We start from the raw sequence: 21,673 nt of genomic DNA, 5'->3' as shown, positions 1-21,673 counted from the left end.
CCGGAGTTGCGGCTAGCGCCGCAGGCGCAACCAGAGGGCGCCGAGTGGCGGCAGGTTGAGCGTCGCGGACGCGGGACGACCCGCCCACGGCTCCGCCATGGCGTGCACCTCGCCGAGGTTGCCCACCCCTGAGCCGCCGAAGTTCTCGGCGTCGGTGTTGAGGATCTCCTCCCAGCTGCCCGCCTGGGGCAGCCCCACCCGGTAGCCCGTGTGTGGGCGGCCGGAGAAGTTGAACAGGCAGGCGACCGGGGTGCCGTCGTTGTCCCGGCGCACGAAGGTGATGACGTTCTCCGCTGCGGCACCGCCGTCGAGCAGCTCGAACCCGCCGGGTTCGTTGTCACGGGCCCACAGGCTGGGCGTGTCGCGGTACACCCGGTTGAGCTGGCCGACCAGGTTGAACAGGCCGCGGTGGCCGGGCTGGTCGAGCATCCACCAGTCCAGGCCGCGCTCTTCGCTCCACTCGGAGCGTTGCCCGAACTCCGAGCCCATGAACAGGAGCTGCTTGCCCGGGTGCGCCCACATGAACGCCAGGTACACCCGCACATTCGCGAGCTGCTGCCAGGAATCACCCGGCATCTTGGCGATCAGCGAGCCCTTGCCGTGCACGACCTCGTCGTGGCTGATCGGCAGCAGGAAGTTCTCGCTGAACGCGTAGACGAACGAGAAAGTCATCTCGTTGTGGTGGTACGCGCGATGCATCGGGTCTTCACTCATGTACTCGAGCGAGTCGTGCATCCAGCCCATGTTCCACTTGAGCCCGAAGCCGAGGCCGCCGCCGGAGGTCGCCGCGGTGACGCCGCCCCAGTTGGTGGACTCCTCGGCGATCATGATGGTGCCGGGGTTGCGCTTGTACGCGGTCGCGGTGATCTCCTGGAGCAGGCTGATCGCCTCGAGGTTCTCCCGGCCGCCGAACTTGTTCGGCTCCCACTCGCCGTCCTTGCGGGAGTAATCCAGGTACAGCATCGATGCCACCGCGTCGACCCGGAGGGCGTCGATGTGGAACTCCTCCAGCCAGTACAGCGCGTTGGCGACGAGGAAGTTGCGTACCTGCTGCTGGCCGAAGTCGAAGACGTAGGTGCCCCAGTCCATCTGCTCGCCGCGGCGCGGGTCCGGGTGCTCGTACAGCGCCTGCCCGTCGAACCGGGCCAGCGCGAAGTCGTCCTTGGGGAAATGGCCGGGCACCCAGTCCATGATCACGCCGATGCCGGCCTGGTGGAGCCGGTCGATCAGGTAGCGCAGGTCGTCCGGGTGGCCGAAGCGGCTGGTCGGAGCGTAGTACCCGGTGACCTGGTAGCCCCAGGAGCCGCCGAAGGGATGCTCCGACAGTGGCATGAACTCCACGTGGGTGTACGCGAGTTCCTCGAGGTAGGCGATCAGCTCGTCGGCAAGGGCCCGGTAGCCCAGGCCGGGTCGCCACGAGCCGACGTGCATCTCGTAGACGCTCATGGCTCGGTTGTGCGGGTCGGTGGCACTGCGGGTGGCGAGCCAGGCGTCGTCGGCCCACCTGTAGGCGCTCTCGCCGACCACCGACGCGGTGAGCGGCGGGATCTCGGTGTACCGGGCCATCGGGTCGGCCTTCTGGATCCATCCGCCGGCCTGGGTGAGGATCTCGAACTTGTAGTTGGATCCGGCGGCCAGGGACGGCACGAAGAGTTCCCAGACTCCGGTGCTGCCCATGTTGCGCATGGAGTGCAGCACGCCGTACCAGCCGTTGAAGTCGCCGATGATGCGCACGGCGCGGGCGTGCGGCGCCCAGACCGAGAACGAAGTGCCGCTGACGGGCTTGGTCACCCCGGTGAAGGTGCGCACGTGCGCACCGAGGACGTCCCACAGGCGCTCGTGCCGGCCCTCGCCGATCAGGTGCAGGTCGAGCTCACCGAGGGTGGGCCGGTACCGGTAGGGGTCGTCGCTGGTCCAGGCCGGGCCGCCCTCGTAGTGCGCTTCGATCTCGTAGTCCTGCGGGCCGATGGTGCTCACGCCCTGCCAGATACCGAAACCCAGGTGGGCGAGTTCGACGCGGGCGCCGGTGGACAGCACGGCGATGACCTCGTTCGCCAGCGGGCGGAGCGCGCGGATGACGGTGAGCGGCTCAGTGATGCCGGGCAGGTTGAGCAGGTGCTGGCCGAGGACCTCGTGCGGGTTGTAGTACGAGCCCACGGAGACGGTCTCGAGGATGTGCGCGGGGATCACCGGCAGTTCGTCGGCGGGGTGGCCGGTGGCGTGTTTCATACGGCCAGTCCATTCTGTGTCGGCAGGGTGTTCGCAGGCGCCGGGAACCGAACGTGCAGGATGTGCACGGGTTCGGTGAACGCGTCCAGGCGAACGAAGTTGTCGGCCGACCAGGTCCAGACGGCCCCGGTGAGAAGGTCTTCTACCTCGAAGGTCGCCCCGGGGGCCATGCCGAACCGGGTGACGTCGAGGTGCACGACGCTCTCCCGCACCGAGTGCGGGTCGACGTTGGCGACGATGATCAGGGCATCCGCCCGGCCGTCGTCGGTGAACTCCGCGGCCAGGTACTTGCTGTACACCAGGATCGAATCGTCGTCGCTGGAGTGGATGTCGAGGTTCCGCAGCTGCCGCAGCGCGGGGTGCGCGGCGCGGATGCGGCCGAGCTGGGCCAGGAAGGGCGAGAGGGACTTGCCCAGCGCCTCGGCCTTGGCGTAGTCCCTGGGCCGGTATTGGTACTTCTCGTTGTCGATGTTCTCTTCAGCACCGGGGCGGGCGACGCTCTCGTACAGTTCGAAGCCGGCGTAGACGCCCCAGGTAGGAGCGGCCGTCGCGGCGAGGGCCGCTCGGATCTTGAACGCGGCCGGACCGCCGAACTGCAGGTACTCGGAGAGGATGTCCGGGGTGTTCACGAACAGGTTCGGGCGCAGGAAGTCGGCGGTCTCGTGGGCCAGGCCGTCGAAGAATTCCTCGAGTTCTTCCTTCGTGTTGCGCCAGGTGAAGTAGGTGTACGACTGTTGGAAGCCGACCTTGGCCAGGCCCTGCAGCAGGGCGGGCCGGGTGAACGCCTCGGCCAGGAACACCACGTCGGGGTTCTCCCGGTTGATCGTGCCGATCAGCCACTCCCAGAAGTCCAGCGGCTTGGTGGGCGGGTTGTCCACCCGGAAGATCTTCACGCCGACGCTGATCCAGTAGCGCACCAGGCGCAGCACCTCCGCGCGGATTCCGGCGGGATCGTTGTCGAAGTTGATCGGGTAGATGTCCTGGTACTTCTTCGGCGGGTTCTCCGCGTAGGCGATGGTGCCGCCCGGCAGGGTCGTGAACCACTCGGGGTGCTCCGTCACCCACGGGTGGTCGGGGGAGGCCTGCAGGGCCAGGTCGAGGGCGACCTCGAGCCCGGCGGTGCCGGCGGCGTCGAGGAAGAACCGGAAGTCGTCGATGGTGCCGAGGTCCGGGTGGATGGCGTCGTGGCCGCCGGCCGCTGAGCCGATCGCCCAGGGCGAGCCCGGATCGTTCTCACCGGCGTCGAGGGTGTTGTTCGGACCCTTGCGGAAGGCGCGGCCGATGGGGTGGATCGGCGGCAGGTAGAGCACGTCGAAACCCATCGCTGCGACGCCGGGCAGTCGGGCAGCGGCGCTGCGGAAGGTTCCGCTCTGCCAGCTGCCGTCCTCCCGGGGCACGGCGCCTTCGGAGCGGGGGAAGAATTCGTACCAGGAGCCGACCCCGGCGCGGGTCCGTTCGACGCGGACGGTGCGCTCGGCTGAGAAGGATTCGACGCTGGCCAGCGGGTGCACCGCGGCCGCGGCGGCGAGGGCGGGATCGTTGACCTGCGCGAAGCGGGTGCCAAGGGGCAGCCGGGTGTTGGCGAGCGTCTTCGCGGCGGCGGCGAACAGGCGGCGCTGCACGATGGGTCGCTTCAGGTCCTTGCCGGCGGCGGCGAAGAGGGTCGAGCCGATCAGAAAGGTGAGTTCGACGTCGATGCCCGCGGGAATCTTGATCCGGGCGTTGTGCACCCAGGTGGCGAAGTCGTCTGCGTAACCGCGCACCCGGTAGGTGTATGAGCCCTGGCGGTCCAGACGCACCGCCGTCGCGTAGCGGTCGGTGCCTGGCAGGGTCAGGTGCATCGGATGCTGCGTCTGGCGGCCATCCGGCGCCGTGAGTTGCAACATCACACCGATGGCGTCGTGTCCCTCCCGGAACGCGGTGGCGCCGAACGGGACGACCTCGCCGGCGAACGCCTTCGCGGGCCAGAGATTGTCGCTGAGCTGGGGGGAGAGATCGAGCACCGGGATGCGTCCGACTTTGGTCGGGACATCCGCCGAGCTCGGCGTCGAGGGGGTGGTACCGGTTCTTTTCACTGTCTTAGCCACACAACGACCGTAGCGCGAACGAGGACCGAATCGGTGGGGGCACACGCACATGATCGTTACCCGTTGGACACAACACGCCCCTAAGGTGAGGTTGTGAAGGCCATCCGCAAATTTACCGTCCGCGCCGTCCTGCCCGAGTCGCTCGCCGCGCTCGACGAGCTGGCCGGCAATTTACGCTGGTCGTGGCACGAACCCACGCGGCAATTGTTCGAGCACATCGCCCCCGAACTGTGGCGTCGCATCGGCACCGACCCGGTGGCGCTGCTCGGCGCCGTCGACCCGGCCCGGCTGGTGGAACTCGCCGACGACCGCGACTACGTCGCCGGTGTCAACCGGGTGCGCGACGATCTGCGCGCGTACCTCACCGAACCCCGCTGGTACCAGGACCTGGCCGGCGCCAAGCCGGAGTCGATCGCCTACTTCTCCCCGGAGTTCGGCATCGCCGCCGCGCTTCCGCAGTACTCCGGCGGCCTGGGCATCCTCGCCGGTGACCACCTCAAGAGCGCGTCGGACCTGGGCGTGCCGTTGGTGGGCGTGGGCCTGTTCTACAAGGCCGGTTACTTCAGCCAGGCGATCTCCACGGACGGCTGGCAGCTGGAGAGCTACCCGCTGCTCGATCCCGACGGGCTGCCGCTCTCGGTGCTGCGCCGCGCCGATGGGTCCCCGGTGCAGGTGTCGCTGGCGATGCCGGAGGACCGCACCCTGCACGCCAGGGTGTGGGAGGCCAGGGTCGGCCGCATCCGGCTGTTGCTGCTGGACACCGACATCCCGGAGAACACCGACGAGTTGCGCCTGGTCACCGACCGGCTCTACGGCGGCGGCGGCGAACACCGGCTGCTGCAGGAGCTGCTGCTGGGCATCGGCGGCGCCCGAGCCGTACGGTTGTGGAGCAACCTGAACGGGCGCGCCGAGCCGGAGGTGTTCCACACCAACGAGGGGCATGCCGGGTTCCTCGGCCTCGAACGCATCTCCAGCCTGATCGGCGAGGGGCTCAGCTTCGCCGAGGCGCTGCAGGTGGTCCGCGCCGGAACCGTGTTCACCACTCACACTCCCGTGGCGGCGGGCATCGACCGGTTCGAGAGTTCCCTGGTGCGCCGCTACTTCGAAACTGACCTGCTGCCCGGCGTCGCCGTAAATGACCTGCTGGGTCTGGGCGCGGAGAATTACCCCGGCGGTTCGCCGGACGTGTTCAACATGGCCGTCATGGGCCTTCGGCTCGGCCAGCACGCCAACGGGGTCTCCAAGCTGCACGGCGAGGTGAGCCGGCAGATGTTCAGCGGCCTGTGGCCGGGGTTCGACGCCAGCGAGGTGCCGATCACGTCGATCACCAACGGTGTGCACGCGCCGACCTGGACCGACCCGGCGCTCAAGGCCCTCGCCCAGAACCGGCTCGGCACGAGCGACACGTCCACCGCAGACTGGACGTCTCCCGCGGTCAGCGATGAGGACCTCTGGGACGTGCGCGGCGACATGCGCCGCCAGTTCGTCGAGGATGCCCGTCGGCGCATCGCGGCGGCCTGGCTGGTGCAGAACCCCGGCGGCTTGGTGCCCGCGTGGATCAACCAGGTCTTCGACCCGAACGTGTTGACCATCGGCTTCGCCCGGCGGGTGCCCACCTACAAGCGCCTGACCCTGATGCTGCACGACCCGGAGCGGCTGCGTGCCCTGTTGCTGCACCCGGATCACCCGGTGCAGATCGTCATCGCCGGCAAGTCGCACCCCGCCGACGACGAGGGCAAACGGCTGATCCAGAAGATCGTGCAGTTCGCCGCGGACCCGGAACTGCGCACCAAGATCGCGTTCCTGCCCGACTACAACATCGGCATGGCCCAGTTGATGTACCCGGGCACCGATGTGTGGCTGAACAACCCGCTGCGCCCGCTCGAGGCCTGTGGAACCTCCGGGATGAAGGCCGCACTCAACGGCGCCCTCAACCTGTCGATCCTGGACGGCTGGTGGCCGGAATACTTCGACGGCCAGAACGGCTGGGCGATCCCGTCTGCCGACGCCAGCATCAATCCGGCCGAACGGGACCGACTCGAGGCCGACGCCCTCTACGAGCTGATCGAGCACCAGGTGGCGCCGCCGTTCTACGACCGGGACGGCGACGGCGTTCCCGTTCGCTGGGTCGCCAACATCCGCAAGACCCTTGCCGGGCTCTCCCCGGAGCTCAACGCCGGCCGAATGGTGCGCGAATACGTGGAGAAGCTCTACCGGCCCGCCGGCGCCTCCGAGGCGCGGCTGTCCGGGAACAACTACCGGGGAGCACGGGAACTCGCCGCCTGGAAACAGCGGATCGGTGCCGCCTGGCCCGGCGTCGCGGTGGAACATGTGGAGTCCGGCGGTGTGGCCCCCGTCCCGCAGGTGGGCGACGCTTTGCGCCTGCGGGCGCACGTGCAGCTCAACGGCCTCGACCCGGAGGACGTGACCGTGCAGGTCGTCTACGGCAAGAGCTCCGGCGGTGACGACCTCACCGATGTGAGCACCCAGTCCCTGGCGGCCATCGACGACACCCTCGGCCAGGATGCCACCACGACGGCCGTGTACGGAGCGCCGACCCTGTTCACCGGCACCGTGGAACTCGACCGGGCCGGCGGGTTCGGTTACACCGTGCGCGTGGTGCCCAGGAACGACCTCCTGGCCAGTGCGGCCGAGATGGGGCTGGTCGCCGTCGCGAACTGACCGCCCGCCGGCGCCCACCGCACCTCTCCTGGCCGCTCTACGGCTCGGCGTCGTGCTCGCCGTCAGCGGGAGGGTTGGTCAACGGACCCTCCCGATCGCGGCGACCGTGGCGCCGGTCACGGTGATCAGGTCGGCGGGGGAGAGCTCGAGGTCGAAACCACGGCGGCCACCGGACACGAAGACCGTGTCGAAGAGTTCGACGGTTTCATCCAGCACCGTGGTGTGCCGGGTCTTCTGGCCGACCGGGCTGATGCCGCCGAGCACGTAGCCGGTTTTCCGCTCCGCGAGTTTGGGGTCGGCCATGACGGCCTTCTTCGCACCGACGGCCGCCGCCAGCGCCTTGAGGTCGAGCTGGCCGGACACCGGCACCACCGCCACGACCAGGGTGCCGTCGGCATCGGCGAGCAGGGTCTTGAATACCCGGTCGGCGTCGAGGCCCAGCTTGTCGGCCGCTTCGAGGCCGTAGCCGGCCGCGCCTGCATCATGCGCATAGGAGTGGGCGGTGAAGCGGATGCCGGCGCGCTGCAGCGCGACCGTTGCGGGGGTGCCACCGCCGGCATCCGGTTTGGTCACGGCCGGGCTTCTTCTGCCCGCAGCAGCAGCATCGACGTGCCGCCCATGGTGAGCCTGGCGCCCGGCATGTGCGAGCTCTGCACCTCGCGGATGTCATCGTGGCTGGAGTCCCAGAGCACCGTGTAGCCGGACACGCCGGAGTGCACGGGCAGGGTCACCTCGGCGGGGGTCTCCAGGCCGTGCACGATGAGCAGGATCCGGTTGAAGGCCTCATGCTCCGGGGTGCTCGCCGCGAGGTACTGCAGGGTGCGCTCCCGGGGGGAGTTCCAGTCCGCCTCGGACATCGATGCCCCGGCGGCGTTGTACCAGTCCATCTGGGAGGCGCTGAGGGTGGTGTGCCCTGGCCGGCCGAACCGGACGGGCCGCAGCGCCGGATTCTCCCGGCGCAGGGCCAGCAGCCGGCGGGTCACCCGGTGCAAATCCTGCTGCCAGTCGTCGAAGTTCCAGTCCAGCCAGGTCAGCTCGCTGTCGTGGCAATAGGCGTTGTTGTTGCCGCGCTGGCTGCGGCCGAACTCGTCCCCGGCGGTCAGCATCGGCACCCCGGCGGAGAGCAACAGGGTGCCCAGCAGGTTGCGCATGGCGCGCCGCCGGGTGCGCAGCACGGTGGCGTCGCGGGTGGGGCCCTCCACCCCGTGGTTGAACGAGTTGTTGCCGTCGGTGCCGTCCCGGTTCGCCTCGCCGTTGCCCACATTGTGCTTGACGTCGTAGGCGGTGAGGTCGGCCATGGTGAAGCCGTCGTGCGCGGTGATGAAATTCAGCGACGCCAGCGGGCCGCGCTCCAGCGTGAAGGTGTTGGCCGACCCGGCCAGACGGGAGGCGAACCGGCCGATGCCGCTGTCGGAGGTGGAGTTGTTTCGGACGGCGGCGATGTCGGTGAGCCAGAAGGATCGCATCCGGTCGCGGTACCGGTCGTTCCATTCGGTCCAGCCGGTCGGGAAGTTGCCGGTCTGCCAGCCGCCCATGCCGACATCCCACGGTTCGGCGATGAGTTTCACGCCGGCGAGGTCCGGGTCGTCGCGGATCGCGGTGAGCAGCGGGTGGTCCGGCGTGTAGTGCGCGTCGGCGTCCCGGCCGAGGGTCGCGGCCAGGTCGAACCGGAACCCATCGATCTGCACATCGTTGGCCCAGTATCGCAGCGAATCCAGCACCAGGCGGATGGGCACGTCGTGACCGAAATTGACGGTGTTGCCGCATCCGGTGACGTCGATGTAGTGGCCCTTGGCGTTCTGCCGGTAGTACGTGGCGTTGTCGATGCCGCGCAGGCTCGAGACCGGCCCGGCCGGCCCTTCCTCGGCGGTGTGGTTGTACACCACGTCGAGGATGACCTCGAGGCCGGCCTCGTGCAGGAGCTTGACCATGCCCTTGAATTCGCGCAGGACCGCCTCCGGCCCCTCCGACTGGGACGCCTGGGTGGCGTAGTCGGCGTGCGGGGTGAAAAAGTTGACGGTGTTGTAGCCCCAGTAGTTGGTCAGGCCCTGTTTGATCAGGCGCTGCTCGGAGACGAAGGACTGCACGGGCAGCAGCTCGACCGTGGTCACGCCCAGGTTCTTGAGGTACCCGATGGTGCTCTCGTGGGCCAGCCCGGCGTAGGTGCCGCGCAGCTCCACGGGCATGGCCGGGTTCAGCTTGCTGAGCCCGCGCACGTGCGTCTCATAGACCACAGCATGATCCATCGGGATGTTCGGTTTGACCGACCCGGCCCAGTTGAAGTCGCCATCGACCATGGTGGACTGCCACTGGTCGGGGCCCACGCGTGCCAGGCCCCTGGCATAGGGGTCGATCAGGGTCTTCTCCGGGTGGAAGGAGTGCGTCGGGCCGGCCGGCCCGGACACCCGGATGCCATAGCGGCGGCCCGCGGTGAGGGTACGGGAGCGGCCCACCCAGACGTTGTGCGCGTCGCGCACCAGGGGCACGGTGCGCACGATCCAGTTGGGGTCGGTGTGATCGAAAATACACAGTTCGATGGCTTCAGCGTGCTCCGACCAGACGCGAAGTTCCCCGCCATTGCTCGTAGCGCGGACGCCCAGATTGCGGAGGGAGTCAGCGGGAGTCATGAGATCTAGAGTAATGAGTGAACACGGTGCGCTCTGACCAGTCCGGACAACGGAAAAACTCGGCCACCGAACCAGCCGGAAGGTGAAGAAATGTCGGTCTATCTCGACCACGCGGCCACGGCTCCCATGCTGCCGGCCGCCATCACGGCATACGCGGAAGCGATGGCCGTCGTCGGCAATCCGGCGTCCATCCACAGCCAGGGGCAGAACGCCAAACGGATGCTCGAGGAGGCCCGGGAACGGGTCGCCGCCAGTGTGCACTCCGATCCCATCGAGATCGTCTTCACCGGCAGCGGCACGGAATCGGTCAACCTCGCTATCAAGGGCCTGTACTGGGCCCGGGCGCCCCGCACCCGCATCCTCGTGCCCGGCGGTGAGCACCATGCCACCGTCGACACCGTCGAATGGCTTGCCCAGCAGGAGGGCGCCCGGGTGCAGTGGATTCCGTTGGACGCCCTCGGCCGCATCGACCTCGCCGCCCTCGAAGCGGCGATCAGGCAGGACCCGACGGACGTGGCCCTGGTGACCCTGCTCGCCGCCAACAACGAAGTGGGCACGCTGCAGCCGATCGAGCAGGTGGCGGCGCTCGCCGCGGCCCACGGCATCCCCGTGCACGTCGACGCCATCTCCGCGTACGGGCACGCTCCCATCGACTTCGCCGCCCTGCACGCCGTCGGGGTCTCGGCGCTGAGCGTCTCGGCGCACAAGATCGGCGGGCCGGTGGGCATCGGCGCACTGGTGCTGTCGCGCACCGCCACCGTCGTGCCGTTGATCCACGGCGGCGGTCAGCAGCGCCAGGTGCGCAGCGGCACCCAGGACGTGGCGGCCGCGGTCTCCTTCGCCGTGGCGGCCACAGCGATGACCGCGGACCTGTCCGTCGAGAACCGGCGCCTGGCAGTGCTGCGCGACAACGTGATCGCAGGAGTCCGCGCCGCGGTGCCCTCCGCCGTACTCAACGGCGACCCTGACCCGGCCGGCCGGCTGCCCGGCAACGCCCACTTCACCTTCCCCGGCTGCGAGGGGGACTCGCTCCTGTTCCTGCTCGACGTCGCCGGGGTGTCCGTCTCCACCGGGTCGGCCTGCCAGGCCGGCATCCCGGAACCCTCGCACGTGTTGCGCGCCATGGGCCGCACCGAAGCGGAGGCTCGCAGTGCCCTGCGCATCACGCTGGGCCGCACCTCCAGCCAGGCGGACGTGGACGCCCTGGTCAGGGCGCTTCCGGCCGCCTGGTCGCAGGCGATCGGCGCGGGACTGGCCGACTCGGCGCCGCGTGCGTACACTTAACCAGTGAAGATTCTGGCAGCAATGAGCGGTGGGGTGGATTCCGCCGTGGCCGCAGCCCGCGCGGTCGAGGCAGGGCACGAGGTGGTCGGGGTGCACCTGGCCCTGTCGCGCATGCCCGGCACGCTCCGTACCGGCAGCCGCGGCTGCTGCACCGTCGAGGATTCGATGGACGCCCAACGGGCGGCCAACATCATCGGCATCCCGTACTACGTGTGGGATTTCTCGGAGCGGTTCAAGCTCGACGTGGTCGACGACTTCATCGCCGAGTACGCCGCCGGCCGTACGCCCAACCCGTGCATGCGCTGCAACGAGAAAATCAAGTTCGCCGCCCTGCTGGAGAAGGCCATGGCCCTCGGCTTCGACGCGGTCTGCACCGGCCACTACGCCTCGATCGTGACGGATGCCGACGGCAACCGGGAACTGCACCGGGCCAGCGCCTGGGCGAAGGACCAGTCCTACGTGCTCGGCGTGCTCACCAAGGAGCAACTCGCGCACTCGATGTTCCCGCTGGGCGCCACGCCGTCCAAAGCCGAGGTGCGTGCCGAGGCCGCCGAACGCGGCTTCTCGGTGGCGAACAAGCCGGACTCCTACGACATCTGCTTCATCCCCGACGGCGACACCCGCGGCTGGCTCGGCGAGCGGGTCGCCCCGGCGACCGGCGACATCCTGGACCGAGAGGGCAACAAGCTCGGCGAACACGCGGGCGCCGTGGCGTTTACGGTGGGCCAGCGCAAGGGCCTCTCCATCGGCACGCCCGCCGCCGACGGCAAGCCCCGGTTCGTGCTCGAGGTACGCCCGGTGTCCAACACCGTGGTCGTCGGCCCCAAGGAGGCCCTGGCCATCAGGGAGATCGCCGGCACCAAGTTCACCTGGGCTGGTCTGGCTCCCGAGCGCCCCGAGGTGGAGTTCGCCTGCGACGTTCAGATCCGCGCCCACGCCGACCCGGAGCCCGCCGTGGCGCAGGTGATCACCGTGCCGGCCGACCCGACCGCGACGCCTCCGGTTCAGGAGCACACGGAGCTGCGCATCATCCCGACCCTGCCGCTGAACGGCGTGGCGCCCGGCCAGACCGCCGTGGTCTACGTGGGCACCCGGGTGCTCGGCCAGTGCACCATCGATCGCACCGTCAGTGCGGTGCCGGTCGGTGCCGTCGATGACGGTGCAGGCATGGTTCCCGCCGACTCCGCGACGATCCATGCCTGACGCGACGGGAGCATCACCGGCCGCCGCGCTGGCCGACGCCGGTGAGGAAGCCGCCGGCCTCACCACCCGCATCCTCGAGGCCCGCGACGCCTATTACGAGAAAAACGCCAGTGTGCTCTCCGACGCCGACTACGACCAGCTGATCCACCGGCTCGAGGAACTGGAGCGTCTCTTTCCCGAACTGGCCAGCCAGGACAGCCCCACCCAGACCGTGGGCGGCCGGGCCGAGACCACCCTGTTCGACCCGGTGCAGCACGCCGAGCGGATGCTCAGCCTCGACAACGTGTTCTCGATCGAGGAGTTCGAGGCGTGGGCGGCCAAGGTCGAACTGGGCGCCGGCCGTGCCGTGCACTACCTGTGCGAGCTCAAGATCGACGGCCTGGCCATCAACCTGCGCTACCTCGACGGGGTATTGGTCAGCGCCGCCACCCGCGGCGACGGCGTGGTCGGCGAGGACGTCACCGAGAACATCGCCCTGGTCCCCGGCATCCCGGCCCGCTTGTCGGGCACCGGCCATCCGCCGTTGATGGAGGTGCGAGGCGAGGTCTTCTTCCCCGTCGAGGCCTTCCGCGAACTCAACGCCGCCCAGAGCGCAGCGGGGGAGCGCGTGTTCGCCAACCCGCGAAACGCCGCCAGCGGGTCGCTCCGCCAGAAGGCCGAGAGCAAGAACGCCGACCAGCTCGCCCTCATGAAGGCCCGGCTCGGCCGGCTGCGGATGCTCGTGCACGGCATCGGCGCCTGGGAGCAGCCCGGCGCCGAGAGCCAGTCCGCGGTGTATGAGCTGCTCGCGGGCTGGGGCCTGCCCACCAGCACCCACTACAAGGTCGAGGCGACCGCCGCCGGCGCATCCGCGTTCATCGCGTACTACGGCGAGCACCGGGCCAGCGTCGAGCACGAGATCGACGGCATCGTGGTCAAGGTCGACGAACTGGCCCTGCACGACGAACTCGGCGCCACGAACCGGGCCCCGCGCTGGGCGATCGCCTACAAGTACCCGCCGGAACAGGTGAACACCAAGCTGCTGGACATCGTGGTGAGCGTCGGCCGCACCGGCCGGGCCACCCCGTTCGCCGTGATGGAACCCGTGCGGGTCGCCGGCTCCGTCGTGCGCCAGGCCACCCTGCACAACCAGGACGTCGTGCACGCCAAGGGTGTGCTCATCGGCGACACCGTCGTGCTGCGGAAGGCGGGTGACGTGATCCCCGAGGTCCTCGGCCCGGTCGTGGAGCTGCGGGACGGCACCGAACGCGAGTTCGTGATGCCGGAGGACTGCCCGGTCTGCAGCACCCCGCTGAAGGCCGCCAAGGAGGGCGACATCGACCTGCGCTGCCCGAACGCGCGCAGCTGCCCGGCTCAGGTTCGCGGCCGCGTCGAGCACATCGGCTCCCGCGGCGCCCTGGACATCGAGGTGCTCGGCGAGGTCACCGCCGCCGCGCTCACCCAGCCGACGGTCCCGGAGACGCCGCCACTGGACACCGAGGCGGGCCTGTTCGAGCTCACCATCGACGACCTGCTGCCGATCACAGTGGTGGTGCGGGACGCCGAGACCGGCCTGCCCCGGGAGGACGAGGACGGCACTGTCCGCCAGCGCAGCCCGTTCCGCCGGAACCCCACCGCGGCCGAGAAAAAGGCCGGTCGCCAGGGGCCGCAGCCGTCCTCCAACGCCGTGAAGCTCATCAACGAGATCGAACTGGCCAAGACAAAACCGTTGGCGCGCATCCTGGTGTCGCTGAACATCCGTCATGTGGGACCGGTGGCCGCCAGGGCCCTGGCGAATTACTTCGGGTCGTTGGATGCGATCCGGTCGGCCACCCGCGACGAGCTCGCCGAGGTCGACGGGGTGGGCGGCATTATCGCCGACGCCGTGATCGACTGGTTCGAGGTGGACTGGCACCGCGAGATCGTGGACCGCTGGGCCGCCGCCGGCGTGCAGTTCAGCACCCCGGGGCACCCGGGACCCGGTGCGGCCGCCGCGGCCGGGGGAGTCCTGACCGGCCTCACCGTCGTGGCGACGGGGTCGCTCGAAGGCTTCACGAGGGAGGGTGCTTCCGAGGCGATCCTCGCCGCGGGCGGCAAGAACGCTTCCAGCGTGTCGAAGAAGACCGATTTCGTGGCCGCCGGCCCCGGCGCGGGTTCCAAACTGGCCAAGGCGGAGGCCCTGGGCGTGCGCATCATCGACGCCGACCAGTTCCGGCTGCTGCTCGAGCACGGCCCGGCCGGCCTGCCCGACGCGGTGCCGGCGGATGCCGCCACCGCCGAGCCTACGGCCGGCCTCGACACCGAGTAACCCCCCCTGCGATCTCTGGAAGTGAGCGTGGGACCGGAGCGCTCGCCTAGGTTGGTGTCATGATCCAACCGCTCGAGAAACTGTGGCCACCGTTCGGGCTGACGATCGAATACGGACCGGTGACGCTGTCGCCGGTGCGGGATGCGGATCTACCCGAACTCGTGGCCCTGGCGCAGTCCGGCATCCACCCGCCCGACCAGATGCCGTTCTTCGTGCCCTGGACCGTGGGAACACCAGACGAAGTGCGGCTGCGGTTCCTCCAGTTCCACTGGGCGCAGCGCGCCGCGATGACGCCCGCCTCCTGGAGCCTCGAAACCGTGGTGCGGGTGGACGGCGTCGCTGTCGGCTGCCAGGGCGTCTCGGCCCGGGACTACCCGGTGACCCGAACGGGCGAGACGGGCTCGTGGCTCGGCGCGGAGCACCAGGGGCGCGGGATCGGCACCCTGATGCGCCAGGCGATCTGCGCCTTCATGTTCGACCACCTCGGGGCGGCGGAGATCACCTCCGGCGCCTTCCTGGACAACTCGGCGTCTCTCGCGGTGTCACGGAAGGTCGGCTACCGCGAGAACGGTGTCACGCGGATGACCCGGCGTGGCGAGAACCTGGCCCTGAACCAGCGTTTGGTCCTGACGCCCGAGGACCTGAACCGGGCCGACCACGAGCTCAGGGTCGAGGGGGTGCGTCCGCTCCGGGCCTTCCTGGGGCTGACCGCTTAGCCCGCTCGGTGCGGGAGCCGCGCCCGGTGCGTCGGTGCCCAGCCGGCAACTGTTGCCGATGCGGACAACTGTTGCCGGCGCACCGGGCGCACATGTCCGCACCGGCAACAGTTGTGGCGGGAAAGTCCCGGCTAGGCTGCGGGCATGGCCCACGTCACGGATGATGACCGACCGACCGGCGAACCCACCGCCCCGCAGCCGCTGGAGCGGGGTGAGCAGCCGTTCCAGGCTCTCTTCCCCAATTTGGACCGGATGTCCCGCTCGGCGTTCCGCCCGGGCACGGTCAGTCGCCGCCGGGTCGGCCGGTCGGCGGGCCTGCTGCTCGCCGTGGCCGTGGTCATCGCGGCGCTGGTTGGCGCCAGTCTGCTTTTCTGACCGCCTGTCCAACTGCAACTGTTACCCGAGCGGACAACTGGTCCCGGCGCACCGGGCACAGTTGTCCGCAGCGGCAACAGTTGTGCCGGTCAGGCCGGGGGTGCCACGTCGATGAGCACCTTGCCGACCACGCCCGCTTCCACGGCCGCGTGGGCGTCGGCGGTGCGCTCGAGCGGGAACCGGTGCAAGGGCAGACCGGCGGCCTCGCCCACCGCGAAGACGCCCGCCGCGGCCGCGGCACTGACATCCGCTCTGGCCGCGTCCAGGGCTGCCTGGCCCACCGTATACAACAGGATGAACTGGTAGCGCACATTGCCGCCCATGTTCGGTGACGCGTTCAGGGTGATGCGGCCGCCGCCATCCGTGGCGTAGATCGCGACGGATGCCCGGGGCGCGACCACGGCCGCGTCGAGTTCGGCGTTCACCGCGGGCGCCACCTCCACGATCAGGTTCACCCCGTCCGGGGCGAGGGCACGGATCTGCTCCGCCGGGTTCCCCTCGGTGTACACGACGACGTGGTGGGCACCCGCGGCGGTGGCCAAGGTCGCCTTCGTGGCGCCGCTCACCGTGGTGATCACCCTCGCGCCCGCCCACCGGGCCAGCTGGATGGCCGCGTGCCCGACCGCGCCGGCGCCCCCGGCGACCAGCACGGTGCGACCGGCCAGCGCCCCCGGGGATAGCCGGGCCGGGCCGTCCTCTTCCACGGTCAGGGCACGGTGCGCCGTCATCGCCGGCACCCCGAGGCTGGCACCGACGTCGAAGCCGACCGCGTCCGCCAACGGCGCGACCCGGTTCACCGGCAGCACGGCGAACTCCTGCGCGGTGCCGCTCTGGCGCTGGTAGGCGGCCAAGTGCAGCCAGACCCGGTCGCCGAGGGCGAACTCGGTCACGCCGGCCCCGACCGCGTCGACCACGCCGGCGCCGTCCTGGTTGGGGACGACCTCGGTGACGCTCGCACCCACGATGCCCTGGCCGCGCCGGGACTTCCAATCGGTGGGGTTCACCCCGGACACGACAACCCGCACCCGCACCTCCCCGGCGCCCGGCTGCGGCACCTCGCGCTCCACCAGTTGCAGGACGGACGGTTCCCCGGTCTCGGTATAGACGATCGCTCTCATGCCACCGACAACGCCCGCGGCGGCCTGATGCTTCCCGGCCGGCGCCGAACCGGCCCTGGTGAGTCCTGCCCTCGAGCAGGTCCAACGACTGGCGGCGCCGCTATCTCGTGGATGGCCAGCTGCTGGAACGCACCCCGTCCGGCACCGCCTACCGCCGCCGAGACGCGCCTCCGTCGGCGCCGGCGGAGGTGATTTGACAGGGTTCGGAAACACGACCGAAACACTGCGAGCAGAAATACGCCTAAACAGCCCGACCAGCCCTGTTAAAGGGGCGCAGCAGGGTACCCGGAATCGCTAGGCTGAGCCTTGCAGGACTTGCCAGGGGAGCCAAGTCGGCCAACTAATCGTCGTTCGGGAGGGGACGGGACCCGTCGTGCTGTTCGAGACCGCTGTAGTGGCGACGCTCTCGCTGTCCCTCATGGGGGCGGGCGCGACCACTGCCATGCCCGAATCCTCGAATATGAGTCTCTATCAGAGCGTGTCCGGCCGTCTCTCCGACCGGCAGAGCAACGCAGGACCGTCGACGGTTCTGGCCCAGTTGGAGCAGCTGCCGGCGGCATCCGTCGATGTCGACCTCGCCTCGATCCACAGCATGACCGGGACCAACCTGCTCGTCGGTCTGGCTCAGCTGCCCCTCGCCGACGTGGCCGCCTTCGCCGCCGAATACCCCACCCACATCGACTCCCTGTTGACCAGCCCGCCGGAAGCCACCGTGGTGACGGCCTGGTGGACGATGTTGGACCCTGCCCAGCGTGCCTCCCTCGCCGCCGCGACACCGCGCCTGGTCGGCAACCTCGACGGGGTGCCGCTGGCCCAGCGCAGCCGGGCGAACGAGGCTTACCTGCGCGAGTCCCTGGTCGAGGCCACGCGTGCCCTCGACGGCGTCCTCACGGCGGAGGAGCGGCGGCGGCTCACCAGTGAGGTCGCGATGCTCGACCAGGTGTCCGAGGCGTTGCAGGCCAGCGACGACGGGCCCAAGCGCAGCCTGATCCTGCTCGACACCGCCGGCACCGGCCGCGCCGCCATCGCCCTGGGGAACCCCGACACCGCCGATTACATCGGCTACCTCGTCCCCGGCATGAACTACCAGGTCCAGCCGCAAATGGTCAACTGGACCGCGGTCGCCGACGACCTCTACCGGGAAGAACTCGCCGTGCTCGCCGAGAATGCCTCCGGCGCCGCAGCCACCACCACCACGGCATCCGCCGGTACCGGGTTGGCGGCAACCGCGACCCTGCGCGTGACGGGTGCCGGCACGCCGAAGGCGGCGGCCACCGGCGCGCCCACCCTCGCCACCATCGCCTGGATCGGCTACGAAGCGCCCGACCTCTTCTCCGTCGGCGGGCTCGAGCGGGCCGAAGCCGGCGCCGATTTCCTCGAAACCTCCTGGGCAGGCGTGCGCGCCACGCGCGGGGGTGATCAACCGTTCGTCACGGTGTTCGCGCATTCCTACGGCTCGACCGTTTCGCTCCTCGCGCTGGCGAAGGGTTCGGCCGAGATCGACGCGCTCGTCGTCGTGGGATCGCCGGGCAGCGCCATCCAGTCGGCCGCCAAGCTCAAGGTCGCCGACGGGAACGTGTTCGTCGGCAAGGCCGACTGGGACCCGGCAGTCAACTCGGCGTTCTTCGGCAGCGACCCGGGGGCCGCGTCCTACGGTGCCAGGGTGCTCGGCGTGCATGGCGGCACCGACACCGTCACCGGTGCCGCCCTCACCGCGTCCGTGGGTCATAACGACTATTTCAAGCCCGGCAGCGAGTCGCTGCACAACATGGCGTTGATCGGTACCGACACCGCGGAACTGGTCACCGGCGACACTGAATAGACTTGAAGCTTCCACTTCGATTTTCTTGGGAGTTTCATGTCTGAAATCACGGCCGAGCAGGTGGCCCACCTGGCCAACCTCGCCCGGATCGACCTCAGCTCGGCCGAAATCGATCGGCTCACGATCGAACTGGGCCAGATCGTCGACTCCGTCGCCAAGGTGGCCGAAGTCGCGACCCCCGACGTTCCGGCGACCAGTCACCCGATGCCGCTGACCAACGTGTTCCGCGATGACGTCGTCGTGCCGTCGCTCACCGTCGAGCAGGCCCTCTCCGGCGCCCCCGACCGTGCCGGCGACAAGTTCCGCGTGCCCGCCATCCTGGACGAGGAGTAACCCGTGACCAGTCTCATCACCCAGACCGCCGCCGCGCTGGCCGGCCTGCTGGCCGACGGCTCGGTCAGCTCCGTCGACGTCACCCGGGCGCACCTCGACCACATCGACGCCGTCGAACCCGACGTGCACGCGTTCCTGCACGTTGCCCGCGACGCAGCCCTGGCCACCGCCGCCCGGGTGGATGCCCGCCGCGCCGCCGGTGAGAAGCTCGGCCCGCTGGCCGGCGTGCCGATCGCCATCAAGGACGTTCTCGCGACCCTCGATATGCCCTCCACCTCCGGGTCGAAGATCCTCGAGGGCTGGATCCCGCCGTACGACGCAACCGTGGTGCGCCGCATCCGTGACGCCGACCTGATCCCGCTCGGCAAGACCAACCTGGACGAGTTCGCGATGGGCTCCTCCACTGAGCTCTCCGCGTACGGCCCCACCCACAACCCGTGGGACCTTGACCGCATCCCCGGCGGCTCAGGCGGTGGCTCCGCGGCCGCCGTCGCCGCGTTCGAGGCGCCCCTCGCGCTCGGCAGCGACACCGGCGGCTCCATCCGCCAGCCCGCCGCCGTCACCGGCTCCGTCGGCGTCAAGCCCACCTACGGCGGCGTGTCACGTTACGGCGCCATCGCGCTGGCCTCCTCGCTGGACCAGGTCGGCCCCGTCACCCGCACGGTGCTCGACGCAGCCCTGCTGCACGATGTCATCGGCGGCCACGACCCGCTCGACTCCACCTCGCTGACGGATGCGTGGCCGTCGATGACCGCCGCCGCCCAGGCCGGCCTTGCGGACGGTGCCCTCAAGGGCGTCCGGGTCGGCGTGATTAAGGAGCTCAACGGCGCCGGCTTCCAGGCCGGCGTCAAGCAGCGCTTCGAAGAGACCCTGGCCCTGCTGTCAGCGGCCGGAGCGATCGTCAGTGAAGTGAGCGCCCCGAACTTCGAGTACGCGGTGTCCGCGTACTACCTGATCCTGCCCGCCGAGGCCTCCAGCAACCTGGCCCGGTTCGACTCCGTGCGCTTCGGCATCCGGGTCAACCCCGAAGACGGGCCGCTGACCAGCGAACGGGTCATGGCCGCCACCCGCGACGTCGGGTTCGGCCCCGAGGTCAAACGCCGCATCATCCTGGGCACCTACGCCCTCAGCGCCGGCTACTACGACGCTTACTACGGCAGCGCCCAGAAGGTGCGCACCCTCATCCAGCGCGACTTCGCCGCGGCATTCGACAAGGTCGACCTGCTCGTGTCGCCGACCGCGCCCACCACGGCGTTCAAGTTCGGCGAGAAAACCGAAGACCCGATGGCGATGTACCTGAACGACATCACCACCATCCCGGCCAACCTCGCCGGCATCCCCGGCATGAGCCTGCCGATGGGCCTCGCACCCGAAGACGGCCTGCCGGTTGGCCTGCAGGTGATGGCGCCCGCCCGGGCGGATGCCCGCCTGTACACGTTCGGCGCTGCCGTCGAGCAGCTGCTCGAGGCGCACTGGGGCCACACGCTGCTCAGCCAGGCGCCGTCGCTGGCCAACACCGAAATGTTCGCAACCGAAGGGGGAGCCGTCTGATGAAGCAGGCCGAATTGATGGACTACGACAGAGCCCTCGAACTGTTCGAGCCGGTGCTCGGCTTCGAGGTGCACGTCGAACTCAACACCAAGACCAAGATGTTCTGCGGCTGCGCCAATGAGTTCGGCTCCGGCGCCAACACCAACACCTGCCCCACCTGCCTGGGCCTGCCCGGCGGACTGCCGCAGGTGAACCGCCAGGCCATCGAGTCCTCTATCCGCTTAGGCCTGGCGCTCGGCTGCGAGATCGCCGAGACCAGCCGGTTCGCCCGCAAGAACTACTTCTACCCCGACACCGCGAAGAACTTCCAGACGTCGCAGTATGACGAGCCGATCGCGTTCAACGGCCAGCTCACCATCGAGCTGGAGAGCGGCCGCCAGGTCACGGTCGACATCGAGCGCGCGCACATGGAGGACGACGCCGGCAAGCTCACCCACATGGGCGGCGCGGCCGGACGCATCCAGGGCGCCGACTACTCGTTGGTGGACTACAACCGTGGCGGCGTGCCGCTGGTGGAGATCGTCACCCAGATGATCGAGGGTGCGGAGGCCGACGCCCCGGAGATCGGCAAGACCTACGTCGCCGCCATCCGCGAGATCGTCAAAGCGCTCGGCGTCTCCAACGCGCGCATGGAAGAGGGCAACGTACGTTGCGACGCGAACGTGTCGCTCCGCCCCCGCGGCTCGAACATCCTGGGCACCCGCACCGAGACCAAGAACGTCAACTCCCTGCGCAGCGTCGAACGCGCCGTGCGTTACGAGATCCAGCGTCAGGCCGCACTGCTCACCGCCGGGGGCACCATCACGCAGGAGACCCGGCACTGGCACGAAGACACCGGTGTCACCTCCGCCGGCCGGCCCAAGAGTGACGCGGATGACTACCGCTACTTCCCCGAGCCCGACCTGGTGCCCGTCGCCCCGTCGCGCGCCTGGGTCGAAGAGCTGCGCGCCACCCTGCCCGAGCCGCCCGCGGCCCGCCGCAAGCGTCTGCAGGCCGACTGGGGCTTTGTCAACCTGGAGTTCCAGGATGTCGTCAACTCCGACCTCCTCGACGTGCTCGAGGCCACGATCGCCGCGGGAGCTCCCGCCCAGGCCGCCCGCAAGTGGTGGACCGGCGAGATCGCCCGGCTCGCCAATGCGGCCGGCGTCTCCGCGGACAGCCTCGTGACACCGGTGCAGGTCGCCGCGCTGATCGAACTGATCACCGACGGCACCCTGACCGACCGCCTGGCCCGTCAGGTGCTCGAAGGCGTCATCGCCGGTGAGGGCACCCCGAGTGAGGTCGTGGCCAGCCGCGGACTCGCCGTCGTCAGCGACGACGGTGCGCTCATCGCGGCCATCGACCAGGCACTCGCCTCGC

General features: G+C 69.6%; 16 protein-coding genes. 11 read left to right on the top strand and 5 right to left on the bottom strand.

Going from position 1 to position 21,673, the window contains the following annotated elements; all coding sequences use genetic code 11:
• Positions 1–12: 12 nt before the first annotated feature.
• Both glgB and JWP54_RS16725 read right to left on the bottom strand, forming a co-directional pair.
• Entirely contained in the window at positions 13–2,229 is a 2,217-nt protein-coding gene (gene glgB / locus JWP54_RS16730) for a 1,4-alpha-glucan branching protein GlgB (RefSeq protein WP_297374406.1), read from the bottom strand.
• The gene (locus tag JWP54_RS16725; RefSeq protein WP_297374428.1) at positions 2,226–4,232 is read right to left on the bottom strand and encodes a maltotransferase domain-containing protein; all 2,007 of its coding nucleotides are present in this window, start codon (positions 4,230–4,232) and stop codon (positions 2,226–2,228) included. The genes glgB and JWP54_RS16725 overlap by 4 nt, the downstream gene beginning before the upstream one ends.
• 177 nt (positions 4,233–4,409) lie before the next feature.
• Here JWP54_RS16725 and glgP point away from each other — a divergent pair, with 177 nt between their 5' ends.
• On the top strand, positions 4,410–6,998 hold the full coding sequence (gene glgP / locus JWP54_RS16720; RefSeq protein WP_297374402.1) for an alpha-glucan family phosphorylase: 2,589 nt from the start codon (positions 4,410–4,412) through the stop codon (positions 6,996–6,998).
• 78 nt (positions 6,999–7,076) lie between these two features.
• Here the strand turns inward: glgP and ybaK are convergent, their stop codons facing one another.
• Both ybaK and glgX read right to left on the bottom strand, forming a co-directional pair.
• A complete protein-coding gene (ybaK, locus tag JWP54_RS16715; protein ID WP_297374399.1) occupies positions 7,077–7,571 on the bottom strand; it encodes a Cys-tRNA(Pro) deacylase in 495 nt (164 codons plus the stop codon).
• Positions 7,568–9,625, bottom strand: a complete 2,058-nt coding sequence (glgX, locus tag JWP54_RS16710; RefSeq protein ID WP_297374396.1) for a glycogen debranching protein GlgX — start codon at positions 9,623–9,625, stop codon at positions 7,568–7,570. The genes ybaK and glgX overlap by 4 nt, the downstream gene beginning before the upstream one ends.
• Before the next feature lie 90 nt (positions 9,626–9,715).
• Here glgX and JWP54_RS16705 point away from each other — a divergent pair, with 90 nt between their 5' ends.
• The 5 genes from JWP54_RS16705 (at position 9,716) to JWP54_RS16685 (ending at position 15,490) form a co-directional block, all read left to right on the top strand.
• Entirely contained in the window at positions 9,716–10,909 is a 1,194-nt protein-coding gene (locus JWP54_RS16705; RefSeq protein WP_297374393.1) for a cysteine desulfurase family protein, read from the top strand.
• A gap of 3 nt (positions 10,910–10,912) precedes the next feature.
• Positions 10,913–12,112, top strand: a complete 1,200-nt coding sequence (gene mnmA / locus JWP54_RS16700) for a tRNA 2-thiouridine(34) synthase MnmA (protein WP_297374390.1) — start codon at positions 10,913–10,915, stop codon at positions 12,110–12,112.
• Positions 12,105–14,399: an NAD-dependent DNA ligase LigA gene (gene ligA, locus JWP54_RS16695; protein ID WP_297374387.1), complete on the top strand. Its 2,295-nt coding sequence runs from the start codon at positions 12,105–12,107 to the stop codon at positions 14,397–14,399. The genes mnmA and ligA overlap by 8 nt, the downstream gene beginning before the upstream one ends.
• A gap of 59 nt (positions 14,400–14,458) precedes the next feature.
• On the top strand, positions 14,459–15,115 hold the full coding sequence (locus JWP54_RS16690) for a GNAT family N-acetyltransferase (protein WP_297374384.1): 657 nt from the start codon (positions 14,459–14,461) through the stop codon (positions 15,113–15,115).
• A gap of 144 nt (positions 15,116–15,259) precedes the next feature.
• Positions 15,260–15,490, top strand: a complete 231-nt coding sequence (locus JWP54_RS16685) for a hypothetical protein (RefSeq protein WP_297374381.1) — start codon at positions 15,260–15,262, stop codon at positions 15,488–15,490.
• A gap of 89 nt (positions 15,491–15,579) precedes the next feature.
• On the opposite strand, the gene JWP54_RS16680 is transcribed toward JWP54_RS16685, so the two are convergent.
• Positions 15,580–16,608 (bottom strand): NADPH:quinone reductase, encoded by a 1,029-nt coding sequence (locus JWP54_RS16680; RefSeq protein ID WP_297374378.1) that lies wholly within the window; start codon positions 16,606–16,608, stop codon positions 15,580–15,582.
• Positions 16,609–16,673: 65 nt separating this feature from the next.
• Between JWP54_RS16680 and JWP54_RS17815 the strand changes: the two genes are divergently transcribed.
• From JWP54_RS17815 to gatB, 5 genes are all read left to right on the top strand, one after another.
• Complete coding sequence (locus JWP54_RS17815) at positions 16,674–16,805, top strand: DUF2087 domain-containing protein (protein WP_367274236.1); 132 nt, start codon at positions 16,674–16,676, stop codon at positions 16,803–16,805.
• Positions 16,806–17,068: 263 nt separating this feature from the next.
• Entirely contained in the window at positions 17,069–18,430 is a 1,362-nt protein-coding gene (locus JWP54_RS16675) for an alpha/beta hydrolase (protein ID WP_297374375.1), read from the top strand.
• A 36-nt stretch (positions 18,431–18,466) separates the two neighbouring features.
• Positions 18,467–18,763, top strand: a complete 297-nt coding sequence (gene gatC / locus JWP54_RS16670; protein ID WP_297374372.1) for an Asp-tRNA(Asn)/Glu-tRNA(Gln) amidotransferase subunit GatC — start codon at positions 18,467–18,469, stop codon at positions 18,761–18,763.
• Between the two features lie 3 nt (positions 18,764–18,766).
• Positions 18,767–20,314: an Asp-tRNA(Asn)/Glu-tRNA(Gln) amidotransferase subunit GatA gene (gene gatA, locus JWP54_RS16665; RefSeq protein ID WP_297374369.1), complete on the top strand. Its 1,548-nt coding sequence runs from the start codon at positions 18,767–18,769 to the stop codon at positions 20,312–20,314.
• A partial coding sequence (gene gatB, locus JWP54_RS16660; RefSeq protein WP_297374367.1) for an Asp-tRNA(Asn)/Glu-tRNA(Gln) amidotransferase subunit GatB occupies positions 20,314–21,673 on the top strand: 1,360 nt, incomplete at its 3' end. The genes gatA and gatB, both read left to right, overlap by 1 nt.

Source organism: Cryobacterium sp. (assembly GCF_025463825.1).
Classification (GTDB): Bacteria; Actinomycetota; Actinomycetes; order Actinomycetales; family Microbacteriaceae; genus Cryobacterium.
The sequence above is the reverse complement of the archived record's forward strand: the minus strand, read 5'-3'. Positions and strand labels throughout refer to the sequence as shown.